The organism is Citrobacter sp. Cpo069 (genome assembly GCF_030332785.1).
GTDB classification, from domain to species: Bacteria; Pseudomonadota; Gammaproteobacteria; order Enterobacterales; family Enterobacteriaceae; genus Citrobacter; species Citrobacter portucalensis.
In genome coordinates, this window is sequence record NZ_JAOWHD010000059.1 from 186,499 (window position 1) to 213,498 (window position 27,000).

The window sequence follows — 27,000 nt, forward strand, 5'->3', positions numbered from 1 at the left end:
CTTAAAGGCGGTCAGAATGTGTTTTCCTCATTTTAAATAACCGCCGAAAGGCGGTTATTTGCATTTAGAGACCCCTTTCGGTTTTATGACTAAGGAGTCTTACATGAACAATAAAACCATCATCCTCACTGGCGATCGTCCCACCGGCCCGCTGCATCTTGGCCATTATGTGGGGTCATTGCGCCAGCGCGCCACGCTGCAACACGATTATCAGCAGTTTATATTGGTGGCTGACCTACAAGGGTTAACCGATAACGGCAGCACACCGCAAAAGATCCGCAACAATATTCCCGAAGTACTTGCCGACTATCTTGCCGCAGGAATAGACCCGTCACTTACCACCATCTGTCTGCAATCGGCACTGCCTGCTCTCGCAGAGTTAACCGCGCTTTATATGAACATCGTCACCGTGGCTCGCGTGGAGCGTAATCCTACGGTCAAAAACGAAATTGCGCAGAAAGGGTTCGCCCGCTCGTTACCGGTTGGTTTTCTGGTTTATCCCATCAGTCAGGCGGCAGATATTACGGCCTTCAAAGCCGAAGTCGTTCCCGTCGGCGACGATCAGTTGCCAATGATTGAACAGACTAATGAGATAGTGCATAAGATGAATAGCCTGTTACCGGCCCCCGTCCTATCGCACTGCAAAGCGCTGCTGAGTGAAACCAGCCGCCTTCCAGGGATCGACGGAAATGCCAAAATGTCAAAATCGCTTGGTAACACATTGCTCCTGTCAGCCAGCGAAGAAACCATTCACCGCGCGGTTAGCGCAATGTACACCGACCCTAATCATCTGAAAGTGTCCGACCCAGGGCAAATAGACGGAAATATGGTATTCACTTACCTCGATGCTTTTCATCCGGATAAAGCAAAAGTGGCGGAAATGAAAACGCATTACCAACGGGGTGGACTTGGTGACCGGACATGCAAAAACGAGCTGGAAGTGTGCTTGCAAGAACTCATCGCGCCAATGCGCGAGCGGCGTGCAACCTACATTCAGGATAAAGGCATGCTGATGGCGATGCTCAAAAAAGGAAGCGAGCAGGCGCACGAGATTACGCAGCAGACATTAAGAGAAGTGAAGCAAGGACTGGGTTTGCCGGTGTTCTGATATCGAGTTGCAACAGGAGCGATAAGTAACGATAACTCCCGTCTGAATGCCACCGCCGGGAGTTATCAGAAGCTGGCTCGCGTTATATCGACAAAATGTAGGGTAAAAATCAATCTCCCTTAACCCGCTGAAAAATCTTGTCCCGATACGCATCAAGATGATGTTTTTGCAGATAACGTTCCACCTCCGTAGCCCATTGGGTTCCCTCACCGAGAATAGCGCGGCTATGCGTTGACGCGTAAAGATATCGTCTGTCATAGAGACTAATCAGCGTCTGATTTACCGCATTGACACTGTAATTGGGGTTGTTAGCCAGCTGCTTTTCCAGCGACTGAACGATACGCGCCTGATGGGCAGCATCGGCAGGATATTCCGTTTCATTAAGCTCGCTCAGCACCAGAAATAAAGGGGGGATCTGCTCTTCGATCGCCGCCTGTAATCGATAATGCCCATCAAGGATCACATAAGATCCTAATCCGGCGATATACCAGACCAGTATCGGCGGCAACGTCCCCTCTCGGCATTTTTTACGCCACCATTTTACTCTCCCCGTATTGGGTTGAATGGCATAACGCCCCCGCAGCAAATAACCGCCCCACCACCAGTCAACCAATCTGACGTTTTCCGGCTGCGTCAGATCAGGGAAATCTTCACCGTACAGCGTCCACTGGCAGTTAATATTTTCAGTGCTTTCTGGCGCTGAGAAACGCCAGTTTTCTAACGCAATGGGTTGGGGACTGGAATAGCGCGATGAACATTGAATCGGTAACATCGGTCTTATCAACCAACGCTGCGGTGAGAGTAATGGTGTTGGCGCATTCATTAACTGACGAACAAAATACCGGCACCATTCGCCGATCCGCACCTGCTCGCCTTTGGCTTTTATCCGTTCAATATCTTCAGAAGTTACCGCAGGTAATATCTCCTGGCTCCGTGGATGATCTGCATTAAAAACCAGCCAAACGCCGGAATGATCTTCAAGCATTGAGGCCCAGAATAACGGCTCTCCGGCGAGCTGCAATGCCATACGCCCAAAATGGCCACTGAGCATTTCCATCGCTGGCTCAGTTCTTTGATTTTCTTTGAAGATCAGTTCCAACCCTTGCCACTGGTTATTACGATCAACCAGGTCTTTCCACCAATAATCTGTCATTGCCGCCTTCCCTGAGTAACGGGTTAATATCCCATGAGCTTCGCCATCGGTCAGCAAGGGTGTCTTGCGTTGAGAATAAGATGCATTGTGTCAAAATCCAACCTCCCTATCGATGAGTGGCGTCAATCCCCCTCCAGAGAGGGGGTTGATTAGCGTCAGTATGAGGTCCGTCTGTATTGACGATACTGCGGATGCCAAAAAATCTCGTCAATTTTGCCTCGTAATGATTCCTCCGGTATACGAATGGCTACGCCATCGCGTTGCGCTGCAATACCAACACTAAAGGCAATGGCCTTTGTTACCTCCTGAATATTATTTATATCCGGTAATAATGGAGAATCTTTATTGCTTTTCATTGGCGAAAAAGAGGCTAACGTTCGGCTTGCCGTTATTAACATATTTTCTGTAATTCGTGTGGCGCGGCTTGCCAGACACCCTAGACCAATACCAGGGAAGATGTAAACATTATTACATTGTGCAATGGGATACTCCTTTCCTTTGTATATTACGGGATTAAATGGACTTCCCGTTGCAACAATGGCGTTTCCCTCTGTCCATTCAATAATATCTTCCGGCCTCGCCTCGACCCGCGAAGTTGGGTTGGATAACGGCATGATTATTGGGAGCTTACAGTACTTGTACATTTCCCTAATAATAGCTTCGCTAAACAAGCCTGGTTGGCCGGTAACACCTATCAACACCGTAGGATGTGCGTGACAAACAACATCCATCAGCGTCATTTTTTCGCTTTCCACACCCCAGCTTTCGACGATCGTTCGAGGCTGTGACAGTTGTCGCTGAAAAGGTGGAAGGTTTGCCTGGTCATCAGTCAACAATCCGAACCGATCCACCATAAAAATTCTGGCGCGAGCTTCCACTTCAGACAAGCCTTCAGCGATCATCTGCTGAATAATATGCTCCGCAATACCGCAACCAGCCGATCCGGCCCCCAGAAATACAACTGTTTGCTCGCACAATGAACGACCAGAGACTGAGCTTGCCGCCATTAAACATCCTAGCGCGACGGCAGCAGTTCCCTGGATGTCGTCATTAAAACAGCACATCTCATCTCTGTATCGCTCCAGAAGAGGAAGTGCCGTTTGCTGAGCAAAATCCTCGAATTGCAGTAGGACCTCAGGCCATCGACGTTTAACCGCGTTTATGAACATATCCACAAACTCAAAATATTCCTCCCCGGTAATTCTTGGGTGACGCCATCCCATATAAAGAGGATCATTTAGCAGTTGAGAATTATTGGTTCCAACATCCAGCAGAATGGGTAATGTATTTGCCGGATTTATACCACCGCAGACGGTATACAAAGACAGTTTTCCGATTGGAATCCCCATACCGCCAATACCTTGATCCCCAAGTCCCAGGATCCGTTCACCATCGGTGACGACGATGACACGAATATGCTGTTTCGTGGCATTATGCAATATATCATCAATTTTATGGCGATCCGGCCATGCGATAAATAACCCTCTGGCCCTACGGTAAATATCAGAAAAATGTTCACATGCATGGCCAACAACAGGTGTATAAATAATAGGGAGCATTTCTGCTAAATGTTTATTTACCAGATAATAGAATAGCGTTTCGTTAGTGTCCTGAATGTTCCTAAGGTAGATATGCTGTGCGATAGCAGACTTAAAATCGCTAAACTGGCGATATGCTCGATGGGATTGCTCCTCAATTGTTTCAACTGCATTGGGTAGCAATCCTTCCAGATTGAATATCACTCGTTCCTCTTTGCTAAAAGCACTTCCTTTATTAAGAAGAGGAGATTCGAGTAGGACAGAACCTGAGTAAGGAATATAGAGTAAATTATCTACATTTTCATTTAACATAGTGTTCATCCAGATAAAAATCTTCCGTATTCAGTTACTATTACATACTGGAAATTAGCGTATTAGCGATTAGCATAGTTATGATTCCACCAAGTGCCGGAATGACCGTTCTGCGCACGATCATAAATGGGGAACACTCACCCGATTTACTGACGGCAATAATAATACCGGCTACAGGCGACATTGCGCGCCCCATCCCAGCCATCAGTTGCATCGGCAGAAGCATATGTACGGCGTTCATACCAAACTTTGTTGCAATAGACTGCGCCATACCGGCAAATGAAAAGAAGGCTGCAACCCCCGATCCTGTCAGTACAGCCGTTACCCCGACCAAACATGCCATTACAATCGTCATGCTGGTGAAACCAAAGCCAGCGTTATGTGTCGCATCGAGTAAATAATCCACTGCACCAATTTTTTGTAATCCCTGTGCAAAAATTTCGGCGCATACCAGTAATGAAACGATACTGGTAAACATACTCCCCATACCTTTAAAGAAGACTTGTACTCCCTTGCAGCACTCTTTAAAGTTTCGTTTTACACATAGCTCAAAAATAAAGGCGACAATAGTTCCGATAACCATTGCAGTCACGACATCGACTTTAATGGTATCAACAACCAACGGACTGAACACCAATACCAGAACGACAGGAAAAATGGGCAATAACCCGTAGAACTTAGGTGCTGGCGCGTCATCTTTTTCAGCAATCTCGGGAGGCATAGCACGTTGTGACGCAACAACATGTCCATCTTTTTTGTCAAAATATTTCGCCGTAAAATAGATTAATATAGAAACGACAACCATCACCGCCGCAGCTACCGGCATCTGATAATGAGCAAAATACAGTGCTGTTTCCATGCCAGCATATTCAGCAGCTAAGTTCGCGGTGCCAACGGCCGGCCCAAGATCCATAAAGGCACACATGCCAATCATAGCCGCGGCAGCAGCCTTACTTACCCCAAGCCGAACCAAGACCGGGAAAAATGTCACCAGCAATAACATTGCAAGGCCCGCAGCACTGGAGATGGCAACATGGAGCAATTGCGCAAAAATGTAGCCGATGGCAAGGATCAGGTAAGGTGCTTTTAAAGCCTCCAGCGGCCTAATGCAGACGTCAACCATGGCCTTTGAAGCTTTAATATGATCCATATAGCTGGCGAAACCACCGGCCGCCATAATAATCAAACCGATCCCTGCTACCTGCGTTGATAATGAACCTTTTACAAAAGCAAATATATCAATCCAGACAGACCCTGTGGATTTTGCATTTCCATATAAGATACTTTTTTCAGGGTAGAAAATAGCTGTAATTGTTAACAAGGAAAGCCCCGCTAACAGCAAAATAGTTTGCGGCTGGTAATTCTTGATAATTAACCAAGCCGCAACGACAGTAATAACTATCGCAATAATAAAAGCACTCATGGATATGTCCTGTTATTTATTCGTCAAGATATTAATAATCCATATAGCCACAGTGGTTACATGAGGATAACAAACAATAATGTCGTTGAGTGAGCATGATGTATTTAGCTAAAATTTTGCCCCATCATCAGAATTAATATCGTTAAGCATCATTCCAGCAACCAGTGCGGTTCTGGTAACGATATTTTCGGGTAATATATGCTCATGGAGCGCATGGATACCGGCTCCTGTCGCACCAAGGCCATCTAATGTAGGAATACCTAACGCCGCGGTGAAGTTTCCATCACTACCACCTCCAGCCGATTTCGCGGTAATCGTAATGCCCAGTATTTCCGCAATCTTTTGCGCTTTTTCAAATAGCTGTTCGGAAGCTGAAGAACGTTCCATCGGTGGGCGAGTTTGCCCTCCTTCAATCCTGAGTTGGCTACCCTGCAAATGAGGTGTCAAACGGGTGATAGCATCATGGATCCGTGCAGCTTCTGACTGATTTTCCACTCTGGTATCAATTTCTAATTCGGCATAATCCGCGACGACATTGACCCTACTGCCACCCCGTACAATACCAACGTTAACGGTGGTACCGCGCTCAGGATCATTCAACTCTCGCAATTTGAGGATCTGAAAAGCCATTTCCTCAATAGCACTAACCCCCTCACCAGGATTATTGCCTGCATGCGCAGCAAGACCTGTGATAGCAATGCGGTAGCGGCCAGTGCCTTTACGGGCAATTTTTAAATCACCATGAGTTGTCGCCGGTTCAACAACCAATACTTGCTCAGATCCTGTAGCATTACGGATAATCCATTCCTTCGAACTTGGACTTCCGAGTTCTTCATCACTATTGCACAGGAAAACAATGCGCTTACCGCCGAGCTGCCCGCTCTCTTTTAACGCACGAACTGCCCAGATAGATTGAATCATCCCGGCTTTCATATCGAGGATCCCCGGGCCATACCATTTCCCCTCTTCTTCGCGAAGTGAGAGTACCCCTTTATCCCAGACCGTATCAAAATGCCCCAAAATTGTGGTTTGCGGGCCCTCTTTTCCCAGAACAAATTTTAACTGGTTACCGTAATGTGTCTGTTTTTCAGTTTCAGCCTGTATACCCAGACGCTTTTCGAAAATAGCTTTTAAAACGTCACCACAGTGGTCAACAGCAGCTTTATCCGTTGAAGGAGACTCAGCCAGTACCAAATCGCTGATATCTTCCATGATAAGGTCAGTATGTTTCTGTAAGTAATTAACAACGCTCTTCATTGCCACACTCTCCGTATAGGTATTTAGCATTAGTATGTAATGAATCCCGGTTGAAAAAGAATCAGGCTTCTATGCTATTATTGTTGCCTTCAGGTCAACAATAATGGCAAAAACATGACATTGAGCACCTATCCAGAAAAAGCGATCCGTTATCTATATATGGTCGGATTGTACGGTGGGATCCGCAGAGCCGCCGACATCCTTGGCTTTAACCCTTCGGTTGTCAGTCGCCAAATCTCTCTTCTGGAAAGAACAATACAGCTGCCATTGTTGGAGAAAAGAGGACGTAACGTTGTCCTCACCGAGGCGGGAAGATTACTGGCTGATGACTACGCCATTACTCAACAAAAACGCAATGAACTTGAGCGGCAACTCAGCGATATGCGCCATATGCGTGGAGGGACCGTTACGCTGCGCGTTGGACAAGGAATGGTCCAGGAAATCATTACCCACGTCGTGAGCGATTTTGCCCAAATCTACCCGAATGTGTTTGTCGATATCACCTCTGGCAACATGGAAACGTCGATGGAACTCATTGCAAGAGGTGAAGTGGATATGGCCGTGGGATTTGGTCCCGTTGGGCAACCGGCACTTAAACGATATAGCTATAATCGGGGAGCCATTTGTGCCATTGTCAGGAAGGATCATGTTATTTCTGATTTAAAGAAAGTAACGCTTCAGGAACTTTCCCGGCATCGCCTGATTGCTATGCATGACAATTTTGGGCTTCAGCGATATCTCACTGCGATGTTTCGCGATGAAGCGATTATGTTCAGGCCATCCTACTGCTGTAATTTGTTTACCAGCGCAATAGCCCTGTGCCGTGCGGGACTGGGGATTGCTTTTATGACAGAACAAACCGCTAATGCAAATTCTTATCCTGGGGAATTGACGGCAATACCGATTGATCATCATATTGCCAGAGAGTGTCAGTGGCATGTATTGCGTAGCTCCGATCATCGTTTTACACCGGCTGCTCATTACTTATGGAAGTTGCTGTGTAATTATTTAAGTGACTCCAGCACGTAGAAATGTATAAACATCACGCAGTTTAACAATCAGGTGTGACTCGCCCGACGCACAGCCTGAGTAAATAGCATTCTGCAAAATTAACAAAATACAATCATTTCAAAACTCAAAAAAAAAACATATAAATCATTACGATAAACAATTACTGGGACAGTTAATAGCGGGTTATAGCAGCTATTAATGTGTCCCTTTTTATGTCCCTGCTCCTAAAGATGCCCCCAAAATCACGCCTCAAGTGGGGTAAAACCACTCCAAAACCACACAGGTTATTCAAGCCTCTCATCATCCGTACTTATGGCCTTCAACTATTCAAATTTCACGTGAAAAACAGTACCTCCTCATACGACTGCTCAGAACCAGGAGTGGAAGTTGCTGATAAAGTAATCTATCATTTTCCGAGGCATTGTTACATTAGTTATCAACGAGGTTATCGCCAAAAACATCAATGGATCAAGGGGAATGAAGTGATATTTGAGATTAGAAAAGAAGGCAAAATTATTGGTATCTCTAAATTAGAATTTGGTGATCCCCCAATGGGAATCGTTCATGGAGATTTAATACCAACTCAATTTTACTTTCCAAATGCCGATACAACGGGATGTAAACTATTCATTAGCGAAACTGATGAAGAAATAATCTGTGGTTTTATCGCTATCGAAGATTTGTCACAAGAGCTAGATGAACCTGCTATAACAGTCACCATATTGGTTAGTGCCGCAGAAGATTATGAAAAAATTTTTAAACATCATTTAGATAAGTACGAAAAACAATTCATCTGAGAAATGCGATGACGTGTTCCCCGTTGATTAACACACGGCAGTGCCATTATAACCGTGGCGATTACGTTGCGAACTTCCGCTCCTCGCTCACAGCAGACCTTCTGTCCGCAAAACCTCGAGTTATTTCTCTTTCCTGTAGCTGGAAAGGCGGTGCTCAAGGTTGGTCCGAACCTGCGGCCACTCATCATCAATTATGCTGTACCGTATGGAAGTACGTTTTCGACCATCAGGCATAATTCGTTCATTTCTGATGATGCTTTCCTGGATCGCACCAATACGGAGAATGGCAGCCTGCGAGCGCTCATTCAATACATCAGTCGTAAACTGAACACGAACACACTTCAGTTGCTCAAAGGCGTACCGCAGCAATAACAGTTTACTCTCGGTATTTGCAGCTGTTTTTTGCCAGCTTTGTGAATACCAGGTATGACCAATTTCGAGCTTTCGGTTTTCTCTATCAATCTTCCAGAAACGTGTTGATCCAATGACACGTTGATCGGACGAAAGCGTTACAGCAAACGGCATGACTGTGCCTTCGATCTGCCCCTTGAGGGCTTTCTGAATGTACGAATCTGCGGTGTCAGCAGACGGAACCACCGTAAATGGCAGGGACCAGAGTTCCCCATCCGCAGCCGCATCAATCAATAGCTGAGCATCTGTCTCAAGCAGAGGACGGAGCGTGACAAGAGATCCTTGCAATGTAGGCGTCATATTTGTGACCTCACAATTATTTTGTGTCGATTGATTAAGCTGCATAATCCTGTACTGAATGAATTACTATGCCCCGTTTGCATTGAATAATCGACTCATCAAGAGTCGATTATCTGCTCACTGCTCATAATGGTAACTTGTCAACTCCGTGCCAGTAATGGACTTCCCTCTTTTGTTAAACAACGATGTTGAAACGAAACCGTTTCATGATAAATCTATAAATGTAATGAGGCGATTAAAAGAGGGCTGAAACAGTTAACCTTGACCTCAACACCAAACGCGCAAACTTTCTACGAAAAGCATGGTTTTATGTTTATCAAGGAAACGATATCCCCATCAAGACTTGCCCAAACAGATCTGCGTTGTATGGATATGTCCATCGCATTATCAGCCTGAGTTTTCTTTTGCTCTTGGCAGGAGAACTCACCAACGGAAATCTAATCGCTATGAGTTCAGTACGGCAGCTTCGAGGTCTTGGGCGGATAACTCCTGTGTCCAAACTCACCCACCCCTTTGTGATACGATATTTGCTTTAAATTGTCATATGGGGTCAGATTTTGAATTCATACATTTTCCTTGCCGGGGCCATCGTAGCTGAAGTCATAGGTACAACCCTGATGAAGTTCTCTGACGGATTCACACGCCTATGGCCATCTGTAGCAACTATTGTGTGCTACTGCACAGCCTTTTATCTTCTCTCCCAAACTCTGTCGACCATTCCAACGGGTATTGCGTACGCAATTTGGTCAGGTGCTGGAATCGTATTAATCAGTCTTTTGGGCTGGTTGGTAAGTGGGCAAAAGCTAGATTTTCCGGCGATCGCAGGTATGCTTCTTATTTGTGCTGGGGTTCTGGTTATTAATATTTTTTCAAAATCCTCCCCACATTGATCCTCTTATCTTGATCGAGTAGGAAAAGTGCATATGAAAATACCAATACTCCATACGGAACGCTTGCTGTTAAAACCATTAGAAGCCGAAGATGCCGCGCAGATTCAGGTGCTTTATCCCCGCTGGGAGATAGTTCGCTATATGGTCTCCTCAGTACCCTGGCCCTATCCTGATAACGGTGCGGAGAATTACGTCAATAACGTTGCCCTGCCTGATATGGATAAAGGGATTGCGTGGATCTGGACTATCAGACTCCGTGAGGCCCCTGACGCTCTCATAGGTTTAATTTGCCTTTATGACGTTGAGGATAATAACCGTGGATTTTGGTTAGCTCCAGAATATCAGGGGCAGGGTTTTATGCGTGAGGCCAGTAATGTCGCTACGGATTACTGGTTTAATACGTTAAATAAGACGGTATTGCGTGCGCCGAAAGCCTCTCTCAATATCCGTTCCAAACGTATTTCAGACAGAAGCGGCATGCGGCTTATCAAGACGGAAAAGAAAGAGTATGTCAGCGGTTTGCTGGATTCTGAACTTTGGGAAATCACGCGCGACGAATGGAACGCTCGTCAGGTTGGTTAATATAAATTATGGAATGTCCATAACCGAACCGCAGAGAATTTCTATTTTTGCCCTGCACCAATGGCAAGTTTATTAATCCTGCAGTTGCGATCATAATAAATAGATACGCAGCGAAGCCTGTCACTCGCGGGCAACATGAGTAATGCTATCTTATTTGAGGATTCTGGCATGGCCCCCTTTCATCAACTGACTGCCACCAGTTTGCATGGCCAGCCCATCTGTATGACTGACTACGCTGGCAAACTGGTTCTGGTGGTTAATACCGCCAGCCATTGTGGTTTCACTCCACAATATGCAGGCCTCGAAGCGCTCTACAAGAAGTACGCCGCGCAGGGTCTGGTGGTGCTTGGTTTTCCCTGCAACCAGTTCGGTAACCAGGAGCCCGGTGGAGCCGACGAAATCGCGCAAACCTGTCACATCAACTACGGTGTGAGCTTCCCGATGTTTGAGAAAGTGGAAGTCAACGGTGCCGCTACGCACCCGGTATTTCGTTACCTGAAAGACGAATTACCCGGCGTGCTGGGTGGGCGGATCAAGTGGAATTTTACTAAGTTCCTGATCGGGCGTGACGGCAAGCCGCTCAAGCGATTTGCCCCCTTCACTACCCCAGAGAAAATAGAAACCACTATCCTTACAGCGCTTAAAGTCTGAGCACCTCTGTAATTCAAACCGCCCCTGGTATGCCCCAGTTCGCTGTCTGAATAAAAAACACGCTGCAAAATCAACAAAATATAATCAACTTGCTTAATTACTCTGCAATCGCGTGAGATCAGGAAGAAAAATGCTATTTCCCTCTTGCCTCATTCGGTCTGTGCCGCTAATATTCGTCCCCGTTGTCACCTACAACGTTGCGTTCATAGCTCAGTTGGTTAGAGCACCACCTTGACATGGTGGGGGTCGTTGGTTCGAGTCCAATTGAACGCACCATTTTGCGTCCGTAGCTCAGTTGGTTAGAGCACCACCTTGACATGGTGGGGGTCGGTGGTTCGAGTCCACTCGGACGCACCAAATCATATCCCTTTGATTTGGTGCTATTTCACTTCAAAACTATCTTTTTATCTTCAGTTTGTATCCGTCAGTTTTATCATTTCCCATGATGATTCAATAGCACTGCGCTAAATCATTCTAAATTCCATGCTCAACGCGTATCATTCATCTTCTTCGCATAATGTCATTCGCCAGAGATCGGATACCATGCCCTCTTCCATCTTCCTGTTAGCCGCAGGCAGTTTGCGCCCTGCATTTACGCCACTGATAAGCCAGTTCACGCGCATGAGTGGAATAGACGTTAAGGTTGAATATGGTCCGGCCGGTTTATTGCGTGAGCGTATTGAGGCGGGAGAACCGTGTGCGCTCTTTGCCTCGGCCAACAGGGAACATCCGCAAAACCTGTTAGCACGTAATATAGCCGTCTCTACGCACACTTTTTGCTGGAACAAACTGAGCCTTGTCAGCAACCGAACCGGTGTCTGGCTGGATTTACTCCGCGACCCAACGCTGCGACCAGGTACATCAACGCCCGGCTGCGACCCTTCCGGAGACTATACCTGGGCATTTTTTGACAATATGGATGTACTGGAAGCAGGACTCGGGCAACAGCTTCGGACGCGGGCAATCCCGCTGGTTGGTGGTCGTGATACGGTAAAAATCCCGCAAGGAGAACTGGCGAGCGCCTGGATCCTGCGCCAGGGACTGGCCGATCTGTTTATCGGTTACGCGCATTACGCACACGCGCTGCGCGCGATGCCCGACGTACATTACGTGGCTATTCCCGATGAGCACAATATTCGCTGCGAATACCAACTGGCGGTGCTTGATGCATCCAATGAAGTCATGGCGCTGGTTGATTTCATACTCTCCCGCGGCGGGCAGGAATTTCTTAGCGCCGCAGGATTCTTAACGCTTAACGACGAATAGAAAACAACGGTGCGATAAACGGCGTCTGGTAGTTCTCCACGTTGAGTTTTCTCAGCGTTAAGCCATAGGCCAGGAATAAATTCTCCTCCGTCACAATGCTGTTCGTGGGCCCTGCCCGCCATTTTCCTTCAGGGAGTAGCAGCAAAGTATGGGAAGCAACCTGTAACGCATGAAGCGGATCGTGAGTCGAAAAGAGAATACTGCATCCCTGTTGATGGGCCAGATCGCTGATGAGCTGGAGCACCACCTGCTGATTGGCGAGATCCAGCGCGGAACACGGTTCATCCAGTAACAGCGTTTGACACTCCGTCACCAAAGCCCGGGCAATCATCACCAACTGTTGCTGCCCGCCGGAAAGTGAGCCAAATGAGCTGGAGGCGAGATGCGCGATATTCAACTGCTCTAACGCCTGCATTGCTCTTTTTTGATCCTGCGGACTGGGTTGCGCAAACAACTTCACGTGCTGTGCTCGCCCCATCAGCACCACGTCGCTGACCGTGTACGGAAACGGCAGATGGCTATGCTGTGCCACAATCCCTATCCCACCGTTATTTTCAATATTCCCGCCTAAAGCAGGCAGCGTGCCGGTTAGCGTATCGAGCAGTGTACTTTTACCCAGGCCGTTGCGTCCCAGCACGGCCCAGATCTCACCTTTCTGGCAACAGAACGTTAGCGGCTCAAATAGCGGCGTACGATACCCATAAGTAAGCTGATTTACACGCAGTGCGGCAGGTATCATGATTTCTCCCGACGACTGGTACGAATGAGTAAGAAAGCAAACAACGGCGCACCGAACAATGCGGTAATAATCCCCAACGGTATCTCCGCGTGCATCAGGGTGCGAGCAATATCGTCCACCACAATCATAAATCCGCCCCCCAACCAGAAGGCGCACGGTAGTAAACGACGATGATCAACCCCCACCAGCAAACGCGCCAGATGCGGAATCACTAATCCAACCCAGGCAATACTGCCGCTGACCGCCACCTGAGCAGCGACCAAAAATGCGCAGCACACCAAAACGCTGCGTCGCAGAGGAACCACCGCCACACCCAGTGCTCTGGCATCTTTGTCATTGAGCGACAACAGGTTTATCCGCCAGCGTAGCTGGTACAAAATCGTCGCGGCGATACCGACCGGGACCGCCAACAGCAGCACTTTATGCCAGTTGGCCGTCGCGAAGCTGCCCAGTAGCCAGAACACAATATTAGGTAACGTCTCTTCGGTATCAGCCTGATACTGGATCAGGCTCACCAGCGCGGCAAAAAAACCGCTCAAAATGATACCCGACAGGATCAATACCAGCGTATTCTCCAGCCCCTGTAACGCAGCAATGGCATACACCAGGATCAACGCTGTCAGACCAAAGAAAAACGTTGATCCCATCATCAGCCAGGGCGAAAGACCGAGCAGGATGGCCAGTGTTCCACCAAAGGCCGCCCCCGACGTCACGCCGATAATATGCGGGTCGACCAGAGGGTTATGAAATACCCCTTGCAGCGTCGCGCCGCATAACCCAAGCGCGCCCCCCGCCAGCAGTGCCATCAGAATACGCGGTAGCCTGACCGTCCAGATAACCTGGCTGCCTATTCCCTCAGCGTCGCTATAGTGCGTCAGGTGGTAAAACACCTCGCTTAACGACAGAGGATACTGTCCGAGGCATAGCGAACTGACGCCCAGCAACAGGACCACAACGATTAAGAGCGGTTGCTGGGGCAAAATACGGTTACTTAGCTGCATCAGGCTGCCAGTTCACACGATAAAAACGTTGATAGTAGTCCTGGGCCTGCGCATCAACGTCTACGTTTTTATAGGCATCCGGATACAGTTTTTTGGCCATCCAAAGTTCACCGATCGCCAACGCTTCCGGCATCGGATAGCCCCAGGCTTTGGCATATTCAGGCATCAACCAGACGCGATGATTTTTCACCGCATCAATCCCCTGCCAGTTCGGATCGTTTTGGATCTCAGTTACCACCTGCGGATAGCGATCCTGGACAAAAATCACCTGCGGGTTCCACGCTAATACCTGCTCCAGCGCAACCTGACGGGCACCTTTCACACTGGCAGCCGCCACATTTAATCCCCCCGCGTGCTGCATCATCAGTCCCGTGTACTTCCCGGAGCCGTAAGTCATCAGATCGGGGTTAGCCATATAAATACGGACTTTTTGTGCATCCGGGATTTTTGCAACCGGCGCATTGAATTTTGCCCGCGCGGCAAAAACGTAGTCGATTAACGTTTCGGCCTGCGGTTTGCGCCCAACCACTTCCGCAATCAGGCGAATACCCTGCTTCAACCCTTCGTTGTAGACCTGCTCTTCATCGGCCATGGTCGGGTTCATTTTATTCTGTTGCCCGGTGGCATCCTTGCGTAATGAGATAGCCACGACCGGAATACCGGCGTTCTGAATCTGCTGGATCATTTCCGCGGGCGCATAGTTGGCGACAAAAACCACCTGCGGATGAATCGCCAACAGGCTTTCGATGTTCACGCTGGTGAGATCGCCTGGCGTCGGCAATGTAGTAATCGTCGGCATAAAGCGCGCAAATTCAGGCCCGAGCTGCTTTTTCCAGCTCGACATCACACCAACAATGTCCTGCAGGGCATTGAGCTGGACCAGAATATTCAACGTCTGGTGTTGCAGCACGACCACTTTGTCCACGTGGTCAGGAATCGTGACCTGTCGACCAAGCTGATCGGTGATCGTTCGGTCGGCCTGAGCAGAAAACGCAAACAACATGCTGGCGCAAACCAGCACAAAAGAGCGGAAAGTTAACATGGGATACCATCTGAATAGAGGAGTAAAAACGATATGCATTAAATTATATAACGAGAGGCCTGGCAAACCATTTTCATCATGAGCGCACCAAACCCCACATTTCAGAGGGGTAAAAATGGCGTGCAATCCTAATCACGCCTGTCTTTATACGTGAGCGCTACTCCTGTGGGGGTAACGCGTTTAAAACTCGCATCGCCTGCTCCTGAGTGAGCGAATAATCGAAGAACTGGCGATAAAAATCTCGCGTTACGCTGACCATATCAAGGCCGCTAAACAATGCCGGATGCAGTTTCGATGCAGCCCACTGTAGCTGCAACGCGCTTTCAGTGCCGTAGCGATCCCAGGGGAACACGCCCGCCGGATTGCGCCAGACGTTACCCTGTTTCACTGCGTTAAGTTCTTTGAACAATGCTGCGTATGGCGAACTGGCGATATCACCACACCCCGCACCGAGAATAATGACCTGCGGTTGCCAGTAGAGCACCCTCTCGGGCGACACCTCTTTCATGTTGCCGTCAACTTCACCTGCCGCATTCCGTCCACCCGCCAGCGTAATCCAGGTATCGATCAACGTGTTCCTGCCGTCGACTTTAAGCGGATTTAGCGATTGAATATGAAGTACCCGAGGGCGCTGATTTTCCGCCAGCTCCGCAGTTTTAACCTGCACATCCGCGAGTACACGGTTGAGATACTGATTGTAAGCCGTTGCCCGGACGCGAGCCTGCTCGGTACCCAGAACCTCTGCGGTCGTAGTGACCGATTTTTCCATCGAAGCATAGTCAGTAAATGCCATTTCAAGGGCCGGAATACCCGCCTGACTGTAGCTTTGAGCATCCCCTTTTCCTTTTGCCACAAACACGACGTCGACGTGCCGGGCCAGCAAATCCTCACTATTAAATGATGTTCCTCGTATCTGTAAGGCTTGTCTCAGAGAAGGATTGATTTTGAACATCCATGGCTGGTTTTCCTCATGGTTGACCGTCGCAACAATGTTACGACCAGCACCCAGCGTCATCAGCACCGAATGATGGGCAAACCAGCCATCCGCGATACGTTCAACATGCGCGGGAACGGTAACTGTGTGACCAGCATCATCCACAACCTGGCGTGTTGCCAGGGCAGGAAACGCCAGCCACACACAAAGCAGCCATGTGTGGCACGTTTTCATAAGCAACCCCTAAAAATCAACCTGAACAGAAAACTGAGCCTGGCGCGGTGCGCCAAGTTGAGCGCTGGCAGCCCCTGCGCCCGTGTAACCAGTCAATGCGCCCGGAACAATATTGGTCCAATAGTGACGGTCGGTGAGATTGGTGATATCAAACCGGAAAGTGGTTGGTGTGTTCCACAGTCTGGTGGCATAACGCGTACCGATGTCCACCGTGGTGTAACTCCCGACCCAGCTGTCGTTGGCATTATCGGTAGCCCGACGTCCGACGTAATGCACGTTCGTATCGACATCCAGTCCCGGAACCCGTTCGATGGTGTAGATTGCGAGGATATTCGAGGCGAAGCGCGGCAAACCAACAACTTGCTTACCATCCGCATTGCTGGCCGCGGTATTATGAAGCGTTGGATCAAGCCAAGCTCCGCCGCCTAACACGCGCAAATTACGGGTGATATGCCCATCAGCCATCAGTTCCAGCCCACGGTTTTTCTGCGTACCATCCTGAGCAAAATCGCCATTGTCGTTGGTATAGGCAAAGGGGCGTTTGGCTTCAAAAAGCGCAGCGGTAAGCAGCAGATCTTTTACTGGCGCATATTTTGCGCCCACCTCCAGTTGATGGCTACGGTAGGGATCTAACACCTGCCCGGCATTGCGCGCCCCGGCGGGCGCGGTATCGCCCTGCTGCAAACTGTCCGCCCAGGTGGTATACAGCGTGACGTTCTCCACCGGTTTATACATCAGGCTGGTAGAACCGCTCATGCCATTGTCCTGCTGATGGCTGCTTTCATGTCCAGCTTTGTTGTAGTTACTGACGGTAAACAGGTTCTCACTGCCGGAAAGCAGCAAACTCCACTGCGGGGAAAAATGCAGCGTATCGCTGAGCAAAAATGCATGTTGAGTGGTGGTCGCTGAATGATAGCGATCGTTAAAATCTGGATACGGTGGTCGTGGATAGTCGGGATGTTGATCGAGGGAAGAATGCCCCAGAGTGAAAGTGCCGCCGTTTCTTGGATTATAGTTTTTCCACACAAATCCACGCATTCCGGTAGCAATATCCTGCGTCAGCCAGCCGGTATCAATGCTACCGGTCAGGTTCGCTAAATAACTGTTGATGGTAAACCGACTGGCCGCCGAATTAGAGGTTGTAGTGGTGTAATCGCCCCGGTTATCCGTCAGGGTGTTGGTCACGGCCGTCGACTCGCGGTCTGCAACCTGGTGCAGCGCCCCCAGATCCAGCATCCAGTTGCCGTCAAAATCATGCTTAATATGCATATCGACGGTAGTCGTTTCGTCATCATGACCCGCATAAGATTGACCATATTTACTGTCCGTAGGATCAAATGCCGCGGGAAAGTGAACGCCTTTCGCCAGGGCAAAGCTACCCGGCATGCCTTTTTCGTAATAATGGTAATAGCTGAAATTACTCTCCAGCACCGTTTGATCTGTCAGTTGAAAGTCCAGCCCCAAGCCAGCGTACTGTCGACGGACATGACTATCGGTGGTGTAGCTATGGCCCTCATCGTTCAGCAAGTTGAGGCGATATTTCACCCGGTCTCCCGCATCGATTGGGCCGCTGAAATCCATCGATGCCAACGTTCCCGACCCTGTACCTTGCCCTACTGTGACGCGATGCAACGGTGTATCGACAGGTCGTTTAGACACCAAATTAAACATCCCTGCTGGATTAGCAGGGCCATACAGCGATCCAGCGATGCCGCTCAACACCTCAATGTTCTGGAACTGTTCGGTCGAATATTCCGTCGTGGAGACGGCGTTCAGGCCATCAATCATATGGTTTTGTACCACGCTCCCCTGCATGCCGCGGGTTTGTGGGCGGACGCCGTCACCCTGAACGGACGGTAGGTAGCGATAGGCGTCTTTCACATCTTTGACTTGTTGCTGATCCAGCACTTTTTTCGACAACGTCTGCACCGACCAGGGAACGTCTATCAACTCTCGCTCGCCGAGGCTACCTAACGTGACTTTTTTTTCGCTCGCCGGAGGTTCATGTTCCGATAACGAGGATTGTGACGTGGCTGGCGCCGAAACGATGACGGTATCTTCAGCATGAGCCGTGACGGCGGTGGAAAAACAGGCAAAGGTTAACAACCCAGAGGCCACTGGGGTAAATTTGTTATTTAACATTCGTTAATTCAATTCGTTAGATAGAAAGACTGGAGGCCGCTAACGCAAGCGCCTTCTCTTGAAGAGTACAGTTATTATATTTGTATGATGAATAGAATAGATCCAATCGATATATATGTAAATATATAACGGCATGTGGTTGGTAAATCCACGGCAACAAAAAAGCCGACGGTGATGACGACCGTCGGCTTTGGGTAAATGACAACTAACGAATTACTTGGTTGCTGCTTTGATAATATCGAGCGCTTTAGCGAACTGATCCTGCGGAATTGTCAGCGGGTAAAGGAAACGAATAACGTTGCCATACTGACCGCAGGTCAGTAGCAGCAATCCTTGCTCAAGGGCTTTCTTCTGCACGCGTTGTGCGGCGGCAGCGTTGGGTTCTCCTGTCGCTGCATCACAGAATTCAGCAGCAATCATAGAGCCTAAACCTCGCACTTCGGCCAGTTCAGGACACCCTGCTTGCGCGTCTGTCAGAGCGGCGCGCAGCTGTTCGCCGAGAGCCGCCGCACGCTGGCATAGCTGCTCATCACGAATGATATCCAGCACCGCATGGGCCGCTGCGATCGACAGCGGGTTTCCGGCGTAGGTTCCCCCCAGACCACCCGGCGCAGGCGCATCCATAATTTCGGCTTTGCCCACGACGCCTGACAGCGGCATGCCGCCCGCAAGGCTTTTCGCCATGGTCATCAGGTCCGCTTTATCGGCGTAATGATCCATCGCAAACAGCTGACCCGTACGGGCAAACCCGCTTTGTACTTCATCAGCGATCATCACGATGCCATTCTCGTCGCAAATACGGCGGATGGCAGCCACAAATTCTGGCGGTGCCACCACGAAGCCTCCTTCGCCCTGGACGGGTTCGAAAATAATCGCCGCAACCTGGGTTGGATCGATATCGGCTTTAAACAGACGCTCAATCGCTTTTAGGGAATCCGCCGTGGAAATGCCCTGCAATTCAGAAGGATATGGCGCATGGTAAACAGAGCCTGGGAACGGGCCGAAACCTTTTTTATAGGGTGCCACCTTGCCGGTTAACGCCATCGTCATGTAAGTACGCCCATGAAAACCACCGCCAAATGCGATAACGCCAGGACGGCCGGTATGCGCGCGCGCAATTTTCACCGCGTTTTCTACCGCTTCAGCCCCGGTAGTGAAGAATGTGGTTTTACGCTTGCCGTCGATTGGCGCAACGGCGTTGATTTTCTCAGCCAAAGACACATAGCTTTCGTACGGGACAATCTGATAAGCCGTATGGGTAAAAGCCTGAAGTTGCGCTTCGACTGCCTGCACCAGGCGAGGATGGCGGTGTCCGGTGTTCAGCACGGCAATCCCGGCGGCAAAATCGATGTACTGATTGCCTTCGATATCGGTAATTGTGCTGTTTTCTGCCGACTGGGCATAAAAATCACACATCACACCCACGCCACGCGGGGTGGCATCCAGACGACGTTGTTGCAGGTTTTTATTGTTCATTCTCTACACCTTGTCCATTAATACATTTCGGTTGAATTACCCTTTAAATTTAGACGCCGTCTGGTACTTTAATCGAGAGCCAAATCGTTTTATTTTAAGGATCCAAATGCGTTCACTTGCCGGAGATGTGATCAAGCATGCATTTAATCAGCAGACTGACGAAAAACTACATCGCCGCCTGTATGCCGCCATTTGTAGTTGCATCCTCGAAGGTAGCCTGAAACCGGCTACCCGAATGCCTCCGTCGCGTGACCTGGCAGGAGAGCTGACGCTATCGCGCAATACCGTCCTGCGGGTGTACGAACAGTTGCAAGCTGAAGGGTATATTTCCGCGCGCACCAGCAGCGGCACATTTGTGACCGACAGCGTGCTGGACAATCTCGACCTGCGTCCTGACAAAGAGCCTGTTGCTGCCGCTCTGGAAGATCACACCCGCTTATCCGACCGCTGCCTTGAGCTGCTGGGTCATGCCAGCGCCAGTCCCCGTCAGTGGGGGGCATTTATTCCAGGCGTACCTGATGTAGAGCATTTCCCGCACCGGGTGCTCAAGAAAATTCAGGACAGGCTGGCAAGACGACTGCGCCCGGAGTATCTCACTTACGATGCCACAGGCGGCGTGAATGAGCTAAAAGAAGCACTGGCAGACTATCTGCGCACCGCTCGCGGCGTACGGTGCTCACCGGAGCAAATTCTGATTACTGAAGGTATTCACCAGGCCCTGGATCTGGTGACCCGGACTTTATGCAACCCGGGCGATCACGCCTGGATTGAGGAACCGGGCTACTGGGGAATCAAAAATATTCTGCGCATCAATGCCGTTAATTTTTCGGCTATCCCGGTTGATGAACAAGGCATGGTCCCGCCGGATGCAGGTGAAACACCGCCAAAACTTATTTTTGTGACACCGTCACATCAATACCCACTCGGCTCGGTAATGAGTCTGAGCCGCCGCCGGCAACTTCTCTTTCGCGCACGTGAAACGCGAAGTTGGATAGTGGAAGATGATTACGACAGTGAGTTCCGCTTTTCCGGCCAGCCGATTCCCTCTTTGCAGGGGCTGGAAGAAGAGACACCGGTCATTTACATCGGGACATTCAGTAAGACACTCTATCCCGCACTGCGACTCGGGTATGTCGTGCTACCTAAATCGTTAGCCGCTCCGCTGAAAAAGGTTCATAACGACCTCTATCGTGGTGGGCATCTGTTGATTCAGGCCGCACTGGCGGAGTTTATTCGCGAGGGTTATTACGCGGCACACATTCGGAAAATGCGTCAGCTATACAGTCGTCGTCGCCAGATGCTGGTAGAGCTTATCAGCCGCCAACTTGGTGAACATTTTCTTGGTTCTTTCAGCAGCAACGCCGGGCTGCATATGATCTTACAGTTACCCGCGGGGAGCGATGATGCAGTCATTGCCCAACAGGCGAATGCGCAAGGGTTGTTGGTGCGCCCACTGTCACGCTACTACGTGAATGAAGAGAAACGCAGCGGCCTGTTGCTGGGATTTGCCAGTATAGAAGAAAATGAAATGACGTCGGCGTTTACCCGACTCGCGGATATTATCAGGGTAAACACCGTGTAAGCACTGCCGGATAACGGTGCAAGCACCTTCTCCGGCAAACTGTTTAATGTGACGCTTTTTTAACGCCAGCCAGGTCTTCCTGGCTTACTTCGCCATTCCCTTCACCCCAGCTTTTACGCACGTAGTTGATCACGTCGCGCATTTCGTTGTCGCTTAACAAGCCACCGTAGGCAGGCATCTTAAAGGAGACGCTGCCACGCGTTGTCGGTGTTTCTGCGCCGTGGGCAATCACTCTGAACAGCGGTGTCGGGTCATCAACCATCACCAGTGGATTGTTAACTAAAGAAGGCGCGTTATCATCCGTACCTTTCCCTTCCAGACCGTGACAAGTTGAACAGTAGCGGTTATAGGTCACTTTGCCCGCCTCAGGTGAATTCGACCAGGATGCTGTAGTCGCCGCAGCACGTACCGTTTCAGGCTTCGCACTTTTCAGGCTCAACAGATATTGGGCGATCGCCGTGGCATCTTCGTCGGTCAGATACTGTGTACTCTGCGTGACGACTTCAGCCATCGAACCTGAAACCGCGGCATGCTTGCTTTTACCGGTCAGCAACAGCGATTTTAACTCCTGCTCAGACATACCGGTGCCGCGCAGCGACGGTGCATACCAGCCGTCAATCATCGCGCCGCTCAGGTATTCGGCATCAGCATTAGTATACGCTTTTTCGTTCATCGCCATGCCTCTCGGGGTATGGCATGAACCGCAGTGTCCGGGGCCTTCCACCAGATAAGCACCCCGTTTTACCAGGGCAGCATTATCATCCGTTTTCGCGCCCTCTACAGCCGTCACTGGCGCGTCGGTAAACAGCCAGTTCCAGATATGCAGCGGCCAGCGGGCGGAGAGTAGCCACGGAATGGCATTCTCTTTATTGGGCTGTGCTGACGGCGTGACGTCATGCATAAAATAGCTATACAGCGCCTTAACATCCTCGTCAGAAAGTTTCGCATAGGAGGGATAAGGCATAGCCGGATAGAGCGGATGACCATCTTTGGCAATCCCCTGCCGTACGCCTTGTTCAAAATCCTCGTAAGAATAATTTCCAATACCCTGCGTTTTGTCCGGGGTAATGTTGGTCGAATAAATATCCCCCACCGGAGTAGGAAATTTTTTGCCCCCCGCCATCGCCGCACCACCTTCAGCTGTGTGACAGGCGACGCAGTCTGAAATTCGCGCGATGTATTCACCGTTAGATTCAGCAGCGGAAACCGAAGCGGTAAATAAACAGGCGGCGAGAATGGTTACATTACGCATAGATCACCCCATATCCTTGAGTTCATTAACCGCACGCCATGCCTGATCGATTGCCGTGTGGGCATAAGCACTCCAGTCAGAATCAGAGTTAGCGATGGCAATGCGACCGACTGGCTTACGCGCCCGTTCGATAATTTCTGGCATCTTATCCATATCATCGAACAGCGAGTTGGCGTAGTACGCATAGCCATGCGCCCAGCGGTTAACCGTAATGGCGGAAATATCGCGTTGATTATCAAATCCGGTTGAGCCAAACATCTCCTGCAACTGGGAGCGAATCATCTCCTCATGCGCCGCAAAGGTGGTCCCCAGCAAATAGGCTCGTCCCAGACGGAACTGCTCTCTGGCCGACAGGTTACTGCCCGGATAGGTCGGCACATAGACCATATGAATGACCATCGGATCGTCCGGGGAGGCCGGATGTTGATACCCACCAATACTGACCGGATAGTCGAGCTTAACCCTGCTATAAGGTGCCGCCGGAGAATAAAACTCATGTACGCTAAGCTGTTTGAACGCCTGCCAGTTTTTGACCACCACGTTGGTGTACACCAGCGGTGCCTTCACGTTCAGTTTAAGATCCGCCTGCTGCTGTTCCGGCATCTCAGGCACCAGATACGGGATCATCATGTTATAGCCTGCCATGATGGTGTTCTTACCGCGCACACGGTGCATTTTACCGTCACGCAGATAGGTCACCGCCACGCCATCCTGCACGTTGGCCGCATTAATCACCGTGCTGTTCAGGCGCAGGCGCGTGGCGTTTTCCGGCAGATCCAGCTTTTCGTAATGTAGTCTGGCGAGGACAGAGTCTTCCATCGTGTTGCCCGGTAGCGCATCCGGCAGCATATATCTGACTAACAGGCGGGCTAACCCGGCGTTACCGTCCGGGAAGTGGTAAACATACGGCTCTTCGAGGTCGGCCAGCGACTCTCCGTCCAACGGCGGTAACCCCATCCCTTCCATGCCGGGTAAGGCGCACGCACGGGCATCGCTACAGGAAATACCTTCAATACCAATAGCAAAGAAGTCGTTGGAACGCTGCTGGAAATAGAGCAGCGCCATTTTGCTCAAACCAACTTTTGTTGCCAAAAATTCACTGTAGCTGTGGGTATCCAGCCATTCCATTTTCTCATCGACCGTCATCCCCGGCAGGTAATCACCGGGCCGGACGTGCAGGTCGATCAGCGCTTTTCTGTCGTTCTCACTTAGCGGAAAATCATTGATAAAGTCTTCAATTTTACGCCCATTGAGCCTGTCCGGCGGAATATCATCAGATACCGCGTGGCCCGGATCGCCGCTGACGATTTTTGTTTCGCCAAAATTCTTCTTATCGAAGAAAACGCCGCGACTGAGCTGCCAGTCGGGGTAGAAGTTTACGTCAAAACTCTCTTTTAACCGCGTGACGCTGACGCCCACAGTTTCCATCAACTTTTGTACTTCAGGGCTGAAATTATGCGCAGGTGACTGGAATGCTTCGCTGCCACCATAACCGAGTAATTTCTTACCCGGGCTGGTAAATTCATTACGTTTGGCGTGTCCACCAAAGTCGTCATGGTTATCGAGGATCAGGATCCGGCTATTTTGCCCGGCAACTTGACGCCAAAAACAACCAGCAGCTAACCCGCTAATCCCGCCACCCACAATCACCAGATCGTACTCTTCCTCAACGGACAGAGCGTTTAAATCAAAATGTTTATGCTCGCGGCCTAGCGCATGCGCCATTTCAAACGATCCAGGATGATTACCCCGCAGCCCCGTCAGCGCAGGAGGATAATAATTTCCATCTATAAATGCGTTTCCCTTTCCTGCCGCCCTGACCCACTCCAGCGGGGTAAGTCCCGCCGCAATAGTCACCGCGACGCCGTTGAGAAAATCACGTCTGGTAATTGCCATTAACTTTTTTCCTTATTGCTACACACTGCCTTTAATACGACACAAATAAGAGAGATACCCCTTCTTATTTATAAAGGGGTACAACCGACTACTTCACTGGCTTTAACTCTTCATCCAGTTTTTTAGAATCATAATAATCACCCTGCCAGGTGATTTTTCCTGCTTTAACATGAATATAGCTGACGCCTTCAAATTTGATCGGATTATTTGTCGGCGGACTCCCTGCCCATTCACCACTATTTTTGCCTGAAAATTCCCAACGAAAGGCCACGGTATCTTCGTCGTAGACGGGTTTTCCAACCATTTTCCAGCTAAGATCTGGAACCGCCTTAATAAAAGCGCCGATAACCTCTTTTTCTGCTTTTTCCCTGCCGTTTATCGGTTCTCCTGCGGCGGCATCATAATAGACCGCATCATCAGCAAGAAATTGAGCGGCTCGCGAAGCATCATGCGCATTCCACGCCGCCATATACTCTTTTACGGTATTCAGCGATGTACTTTCTGCCAGGCTATAGCCCGAGAACATCACTAATGAAAGCACCACGATTTTTAATGTTTTCATCGTAATCCTCTCTATTCAGAAATGTCGCACATGATATGTTTCACCCGAGTGTATTCCTCGAGTGAATAAGATGAGAGATCTTTGCCGTACCCCGATTTTTTGAACCCGCCGTGCGGCATCTCGGCACACAGAGGAATGTGATTGTTAATCCACACCGTGCCAAAATCGAGGTCAATGCTGAAGCGTTGGGCGCGACCATGGTTACTGGTCCAGACGCTGGCGGCAAGACCATACTCCACATCATTCGCTTTGTGTAGTACCTCTTCGTCAGTAGAAAACGACTGAATAGTCATTACCGGGCCAAATACTTCATGCTGAATAGCTTCATCATTTTGATGCAAACCGGAGACGATCGTCGGCTCAAAATAGAAGCCTGGACCAGATCCTGCGCGCCCACCGGTTTCAATTTTTGCATGTGCCGGTAAACGCTCAATAAAGCCTTTCACCTGCTCCAGCTGATTCCGGCTATTCAATGCGCCGTACAGTGCATTTTGATCTTCGGGCGGCCCATATTTGATACTTTTTGTTTTCTGGATCAGTTTTTCCAGAAACTCAGCGTAGATAGATTGGTCTACCAGGATCCGCGTTGCCGCTGTGCAATCCTGCCCGGCATTGAAAAAGCCAGCTGTGGTAATCGTCGCAATCGCCTTGTCCATATCCGCATCGGCGAACACGATTGCGGGCGCTTTCCCGCCCAATTCCAGGTGTGCTCGGGTCAGATTTGCCGCCGCCGAAGCCGCAACCTGCAAACCCGCACGGACCGAACCGGTAATCGAGACCAGTGAGGCTTTCGGGTTTGAAACCACCAGCGAACCAGTGCTGGCTTTGCCCAACACAACGTTAAACGCCCCTCTCGGGAACAACGGTGCGGCCAGTTCAGCCAACAGCAGCGTACTAACTGGCGTGGTGTCGCTTGGTTTTAACACCACCGTGTTGCCTGCCGCCAGCGCTGGTGCAATCTTCCACACCGCCATCATGAACGGGTAGTTCCACGGCGTCACTTGCCCAACAATACCCAGCGGTTCACGACGAATGGTTGAAGTAAATCCTGAGGAATATTCTCCGGCCGCCTTTCCTTCAAGACAGCGCGCCGCACCGGCAAAAAAGCGGATGGCATCGCAAGATGCTGCGATCTCCTCTTTCTCAATAAAATGGCGAAGCTGACCGGTTTCCTGACTCTGCGCGGTTACCAGTCGCTCAACGTTACGTTCAATCTCATCGGCCAGCCGCAATAACGCCTTTTGCCGCTGTGCCGGCGTCGATTTTCTCCAGATGCTAAACGCCGCCTCCGCTGCTGAGTAAGCCTGCTCTACCTCCGCCTCGTTAGCGTTGGGAGATATTGCGTACGTTTCACCGTCAACCGGACTCACCAGTTCGAAGCTATCTTCGCTACTGCCTGCTACATAGTGCCCATTAATAAAATGCTTCAGGGTTTTCATGT

Annotated in this window: 24 protein-coding genes and 2 tRNA genes; 11 read left to right on the plus strand and 15 right to left on the minus strand. The window is 49.8% G+C overall.

Translation table 11 applies throughout. The annotated features are described in order from the left end of the window. Window positions 1-103 precede the first annotated feature (103 nt). A complete protein-coding gene (gene trpS / locus OGY08_RS16890) occupies window positions 104-1,108 on the plus strand; it encodes a tryptophan--tRNA ligase (RefSeq protein WP_048214282.1) in 1,005 nt (334 codons plus the stop codon). 109 nt (window positions 1,109-1,217) lie between these two features. On the opposite strand, the gene OGY08_RS16895 is transcribed toward trpS, so the two are convergent. The 4 genes from OGY08_RS16895 to OGY08_RS16910 all read right to left on the minus strand — a co-directional run bounded on the left by OGY08_RS16895 (window position 1,218) and on the right by OGY08_RS16910 (window position 6,791). Continuing rightward, on the minus strand, window positions 1,218-2,261 hold the full coding sequence (locus tag OGY08_RS16895) for a ParB/Srx family N-terminal domain-containing protein (protein ID WP_125363846.1): 1,044 nt from the start codon (window positions 2,259-2,261) through the stop codon (window positions 1,218-1,220). Window positions 2,262-2,416: 155 nt separating this feature from the next. Continuing rightward, window positions 2,417-4,111 (minus strand): NAD-dependent malic enzyme, encoded by a 1,695-nt coding sequence (locus tag OGY08_RS16900; protein WP_048235449.1) that lies wholly within the window; start codon window positions 4,109-4,111, stop codon window positions 2,417-2,419. Between the two features lie 40 nt (window positions 4,112-4,151). Beyond that, complete coding sequence (gene dcuC / locus OGY08_RS16905) at window positions 4,152-5,534, minus strand: C4-dicarboxylate transporter DcuC (protein WP_125363845.1); 1,383 nt, start codon at window positions 5,532-5,534, stop codon at window positions 4,152-4,154. 108 nt (window positions 5,535-5,642) lie between these two features. Then, complete coding sequence (locus OGY08_RS16910; protein ID WP_111465698.1) at window positions 5,643-6,791, minus strand: M20 family metallopeptidase; 1,149 nt, start codon at window positions 6,789-6,791, stop codon at window positions 5,643-5,645. A 114-nt stretch (window positions 6,792-6,905) separates the two neighbouring features. Between OGY08_RS16910 and OGY08_RS16915 the strand changes: the two genes are divergently transcribed. Both OGY08_RS16915 and OGY08_RS16920 read left to right on the plus strand, forming a co-directional pair. Further along, window positions 6,906-7,820 carry a LysR family transcriptional regulator gene (locus tag OGY08_RS16915; protein WP_103014934.1) on the plus strand — a complete coding sequence of 305 codons (915 nt, stop codon included), beginning with the start codon at window positions 6,906-6,908 and terminating at the stop codon, window positions 7,818-7,820. A gap of 362 nt (window positions 7,821-8,182) precedes the next feature. Further along, window positions 8,183-8,599 carry a hypothetical protein gene (locus tag OGY08_RS16920; protein ID WP_241176366.1) on the plus strand — a complete coding sequence of 139 codons (417 nt, stop codon included), beginning with the start codon at window positions 8,183-8,185 and terminating at the stop codon, window positions 8,597-8,599. A gap of 120 nt (window positions 8,600-8,719) precedes the next feature. Here the strand turns inward: OGY08_RS16920 and OGY08_RS16925 are convergent, their stop codons facing one another. Beyond that, window positions 8,720-9,310: a GNAT family N-acetyltransferase gene (locus OGY08_RS16925; protein WP_032943278.1), complete on the minus strand. Its 591-nt coding sequence runs from the start codon at window positions 9,308-9,310 to the stop codon at window positions 8,720-8,722. A 234-nt stretch (window positions 9,311-9,544) separates the two neighbouring features. On the opposite strand from OGY08_RS16925, the gene OGY08_RS25235 reads away from it, so the two are divergent. The 7 genes from OGY08_RS25235 (at window position 9,545) to OGY08_RS16955 (ending at window position 12,699) form a co-directional block, all read left to right on the plus strand. Then, window positions 9,545-9,706 carry a GNAT family N-acetyltransferase gene (locus OGY08_RS25235; protein ID WP_323848674.1) on the plus strand — a complete coding sequence of 54 codons (162 nt, stop codon included), beginning with the start codon at window positions 9,545-9,547 and terminating at the stop codon, window positions 9,704-9,706. Window positions 9,707-9,867: 161 nt separating this feature from the next. After that, the gene (locus tag OGY08_RS16930) at window positions 9,868-10,200 is read left to right on the plus strand and encodes an EmrE family multidrug efflux SMR transporter (RefSeq protein WP_063941528.1); all 333 of its coding nucleotides are present in this window, start codon (window positions 9,868-9,870) and stop codon (window positions 10,198-10,200) included. 33 nt (window positions 10,201-10,233) lie between these two features. Further along, the gene (locus OGY08_RS16935; RefSeq protein WP_125363191.1) at window positions 10,234-10,782 is read left to right on the plus strand and encodes a GNAT family N-acetyltransferase; all 549 of its coding nucleotides are present in this window, start codon (window positions 10,234-10,236) and stop codon (window positions 10,780-10,782) included. Between the two features lie 168 nt (window positions 10,783-10,950). After that, window positions 10,951-11,433, plus strand: a complete 483-nt coding sequence (locus OGY08_RS16940; protein ID WP_125363190.1) for a glutathione peroxidase — start codon at window positions 10,951-10,953, stop codon at window positions 11,431-11,433. 199 nt (window positions 11,434-11,632) lie between these two features. After that, window positions 11,633-11,709: transfer RNA gene (locus OGY08_RS16945), tRNA-Val, on the plus strand. A 4-nt stretch (window positions 11,710-11,713) separates the two neighbouring features. Beyond that, window positions 11,714-11,790 (plus strand) — tRNA-Val (locus OGY08_RS16950). A 186-nt stretch (window positions 11,791-11,976) separates the two neighbouring features. Then, on the plus strand, window positions 11,977-12,699 hold the full coding sequence (locus OGY08_RS16955; protein WP_111465707.1) for a substrate-binding domain-containing protein: 723 nt from the start codon (window positions 11,977-11,979) through the stop codon (window positions 12,697-12,699). On the opposite strand, the gene OGY08_RS16960 is transcribed toward OGY08_RS16955, so the two are convergent. From OGY08_RS16960 to puuE, 6 genes are all read right to left on the minus strand, one after another. Next, a complete protein-coding gene (locus OGY08_RS16960; RefSeq protein ID WP_079933961.1) occupies window positions 12,686-13,438 on the minus strand; it encodes an ABC transporter ATP-binding protein in 753 nt (250 codons plus the stop codon). The two genes, OGY08_RS16955 and OGY08_RS16960, sit on opposite strands and share 14 nt — an antisense overlap. Then, on the minus strand, window positions 13,435-14,439 hold the full coding sequence (locus OGY08_RS16965; protein WP_208744350.1) for a FecCD family ABC transporter permease: 1,005 nt from the start codon (window positions 14,437-14,439) through the stop codon (window positions 13,435-13,437). The genes OGY08_RS16960 and OGY08_RS16965 overlap by 4 nt, the downstream gene beginning before the upstream one ends. After that, window positions 14,426-15,481, minus strand: a complete 1,056-nt coding sequence (locus OGY08_RS16970; protein ID WP_125363188.1) for an ABC transporter substrate-binding protein — start codon at window positions 15,479-15,481, stop codon at window positions 14,426-14,428. Before OGY08_RS16970 ends, OGY08_RS16965 begins: the two co-directional genes overlap by 14 nt. Before the next feature lie 157 nt (window positions 15,482-15,638). After that, entirely contained in the window at window positions 15,639-16,649 is a 1,011-nt protein-coding gene (locus OGY08_RS16975) for an ABC transporter substrate-binding protein (RefSeq protein ID WP_150388293.1), read from the minus strand. Window positions 16,650-16,658: 9 nt separating this feature from the next. Continuing rightward, window positions 16,659-18,791: a TonB-dependent receptor gene (locus OGY08_RS16980; RefSeq protein WP_125363186.1), complete on the minus strand. Its 2,133-nt coding sequence runs from the start codon at window positions 18,789-18,791 to the stop codon at window positions 16,659-16,661. A 213-nt stretch (window positions 18,792-19,004) separates the two neighbouring features. Beyond that, window positions 19,005-20,267, minus strand: coding sequence for a 4-aminobutyrate transaminase (puuE, locus tag OGY08_RS16985; RefSeq protein ID WP_125363185.1), 1,263 nt, complete (start codon window positions 20,265-20,267; stop codon window positions 19,005-19,007). A gap of 106 nt (window positions 20,268-20,373) precedes the next feature. Here puuE and pdxR point away from each other — a divergent pair, with 106 nt between their 5' ends. Beyond that, complete coding sequence (gene pdxR / locus OGY08_RS16990) at window positions 20,374-21,849, plus strand: MocR-like pyridoxine biosynthesis transcription factor PdxR (RefSeq protein WP_125363184.1); 1,476 nt, start codon at window positions 20,374-20,376, stop codon at window positions 21,847-21,849. Between the two features lie 43 nt (window positions 21,850-21,892). Here pdxR and OGY08_RS16995 read toward each other — a convergent pair whose 3' ends face one another. From OGY08_RS16995 to OGY08_RS17010, 4 genes are all read right to left on the minus strand, one after another. Next, window positions 21,893-23,101, minus strand: a complete 1,209-nt coding sequence (locus tag OGY08_RS16995; protein ID WP_286566154.1) for a cytochrome c — start codon at window positions 23,099-23,101, stop codon at window positions 21,893-21,895. 3 nt (window positions 23,102-23,104) lie between these two features. Beyond that, complete coding sequence (locus OGY08_RS17000) at window positions 23,105-24,997, minus strand: NAD(P)-binding protein (protein WP_286566156.1); 1,893 nt, start codon at window positions 24,995-24,997, stop codon at window positions 23,105-23,107. 88 nt (window positions 24,998-25,085) lie between these two features. Continuing rightward, window positions 25,086-25,559 carry an ester cyclase gene (locus tag OGY08_RS17005; RefSeq protein ID WP_125363181.1) on the minus strand — a complete coding sequence of 158 codons (474 nt, stop codon included), beginning with the start codon at window positions 25,557-25,559 and terminating at the stop codon, window positions 25,086-25,088. 11 nt (window positions 25,560-25,570) lie between these two features. Then, window positions 25,571-26,998: a gamma-aminobutyraldehyde dehydrogenase gene (locus tag OGY08_RS17010; protein WP_100272542.1), complete on the minus strand. Its 1,428-nt coding sequence runs from the start codon at window positions 26,996-26,998 to the stop codon at window positions 25,571-25,573. Window positions 26,999-27,000 lie beyond the last annotated feature (2 nt).

Coding starts and splice junctions, on each gene's coding strand:
- OGY08_RS16970 (WP_125363188.1), bottom strand. CDS start 15,481: ATGTTAACTTTCCGCTCTTTTGTGCTGGTTTGCGCCAGCATGTTGTTT.
- OGY08_RS17005 (WP_125363181.1), bottom strand. CDS start 25,559: ATGAAAACATTAAAAATCGTGGTGCTTTCATTAGTGATGTTCTCGGGC.
- OGY08_RS17010 (WP_100272542.1), bottom strand. CDS start 26,998: ATGAAAACCCTGAAGCATTTTATTAATGGGCACTATGTAGCAGGCAGT.
- OGY08_RS16915 (WP_103014934.1), top strand. CDS start 6,906: ATGACATTGAGCACCTATCCAGAAAAAGCGATCCGTTATCTATATATG.
- dcuC (WP_125363845.1), bottom strand. CDS start 5,534: ATGAGTGCTTTTATTATTGCGATAGTTATTACTGTCGTTGCGGCTTGG.
- OGY08_RS16960 (WP_079933961.1), bottom strand. CDS start 13,438: ATGATACCTGCCGCACTGCGTGTAAATCAGCTTACTTATGGGTATCGT.
- OGY08_RS16980 (WP_125363186.1), bottom strand. CDS start 18,791: ATGTTAAATAACAAATTTACCCCAGTGGCCTCTGGGTTGTTAACCTTT.
- pdxR (WP_125363184.1), top strand. CDS start 20,374: ATGCGTTCACTTGCCGGAGATGTGATCAAGCATGCATTTAATCAGCAG.
- OGY08_RS16965 (WP_208744350.1), bottom strand. CDS start 14,439: ATGCAGCTAAGTAACCGTATTTTGCCCCAGCAACCGCTCTTAATCGTT.
- OGY08_RS16910 (WP_111465698.1), bottom strand. CDS start 6,791: ATGAAGAGCGTTGTTAATTACTTACAGAAACATACTGACCTTATCATG.
- trpS (WP_048214282.1), top strand. CDS start 104: ATGAACAATAAAACCATCATCCTCACTGGCGATCGTCCCACCGGCCCG.
- OGY08_RS16940 (WP_125363190.1), top strand. CDS start 10,951: ATGGCCCCCTTTCATCAACTGACTGCCACCAGTTTGCATGGCCAGCCC.
- OGY08_RS16925 (WP_032943278.1), bottom strand. CDS start 9,310: ATGACGCCTACATTGCAAGGATCTCTTGTCACGCTCCGTCCTCTGCTT.
- OGY08_RS16935 (WP_125363191.1), top strand. CDS start 10,234: ATGAAAATACCAATACTCCATACGGAACGCTTGCTGTTAAAACCATTA.
- OGY08_RS16955 (WP_111465707.1), top strand. CDS start 11,977: ATGCCCTCTTCCATCTTCCTGTTAGCCGCAGGCAGTTTGCGCCCTGCA.
- OGY08_RS17000 (WP_286566156.1), bottom strand. CDS start 24,997: ATGGCAATTACCAGACGTGATTTTCTCAACGGCGTCGCGGTGACTATT.
- OGY08_RS16975 (WP_150388293.1), bottom strand. CDS start 16,649: ATGAAAACGTGCCACACATGGCTGCTTTGTGTGTGGCTGGCGTTTCCT.
- puuE (WP_125363185.1), bottom strand. CDS start 20,267: ATGAACAATAAAAACCTGCAACAACGTCGTCTGGATGCCACCCCGCGT.
- OGY08_RS16900 (WP_048235449.1), bottom strand. CDS start 4,111: ATGTTAAATGAAAATGTAGATAATTTACTCTATATTCCTTACTCAGGT.
- OGY08_RS16995 (WP_286566154.1), bottom strand. CDS start 23,101: ATGCGTAATGTAACCATTCTCGCCGCCTGTTTATTTACCGCTTCGGTT.
- OGY08_RS16895 (WP_125363846.1), bottom strand. CDS start 2,261: ATGACAGATTATTGGTGGAAAGACCTGGTTGATCGTAATAACCAGTGG.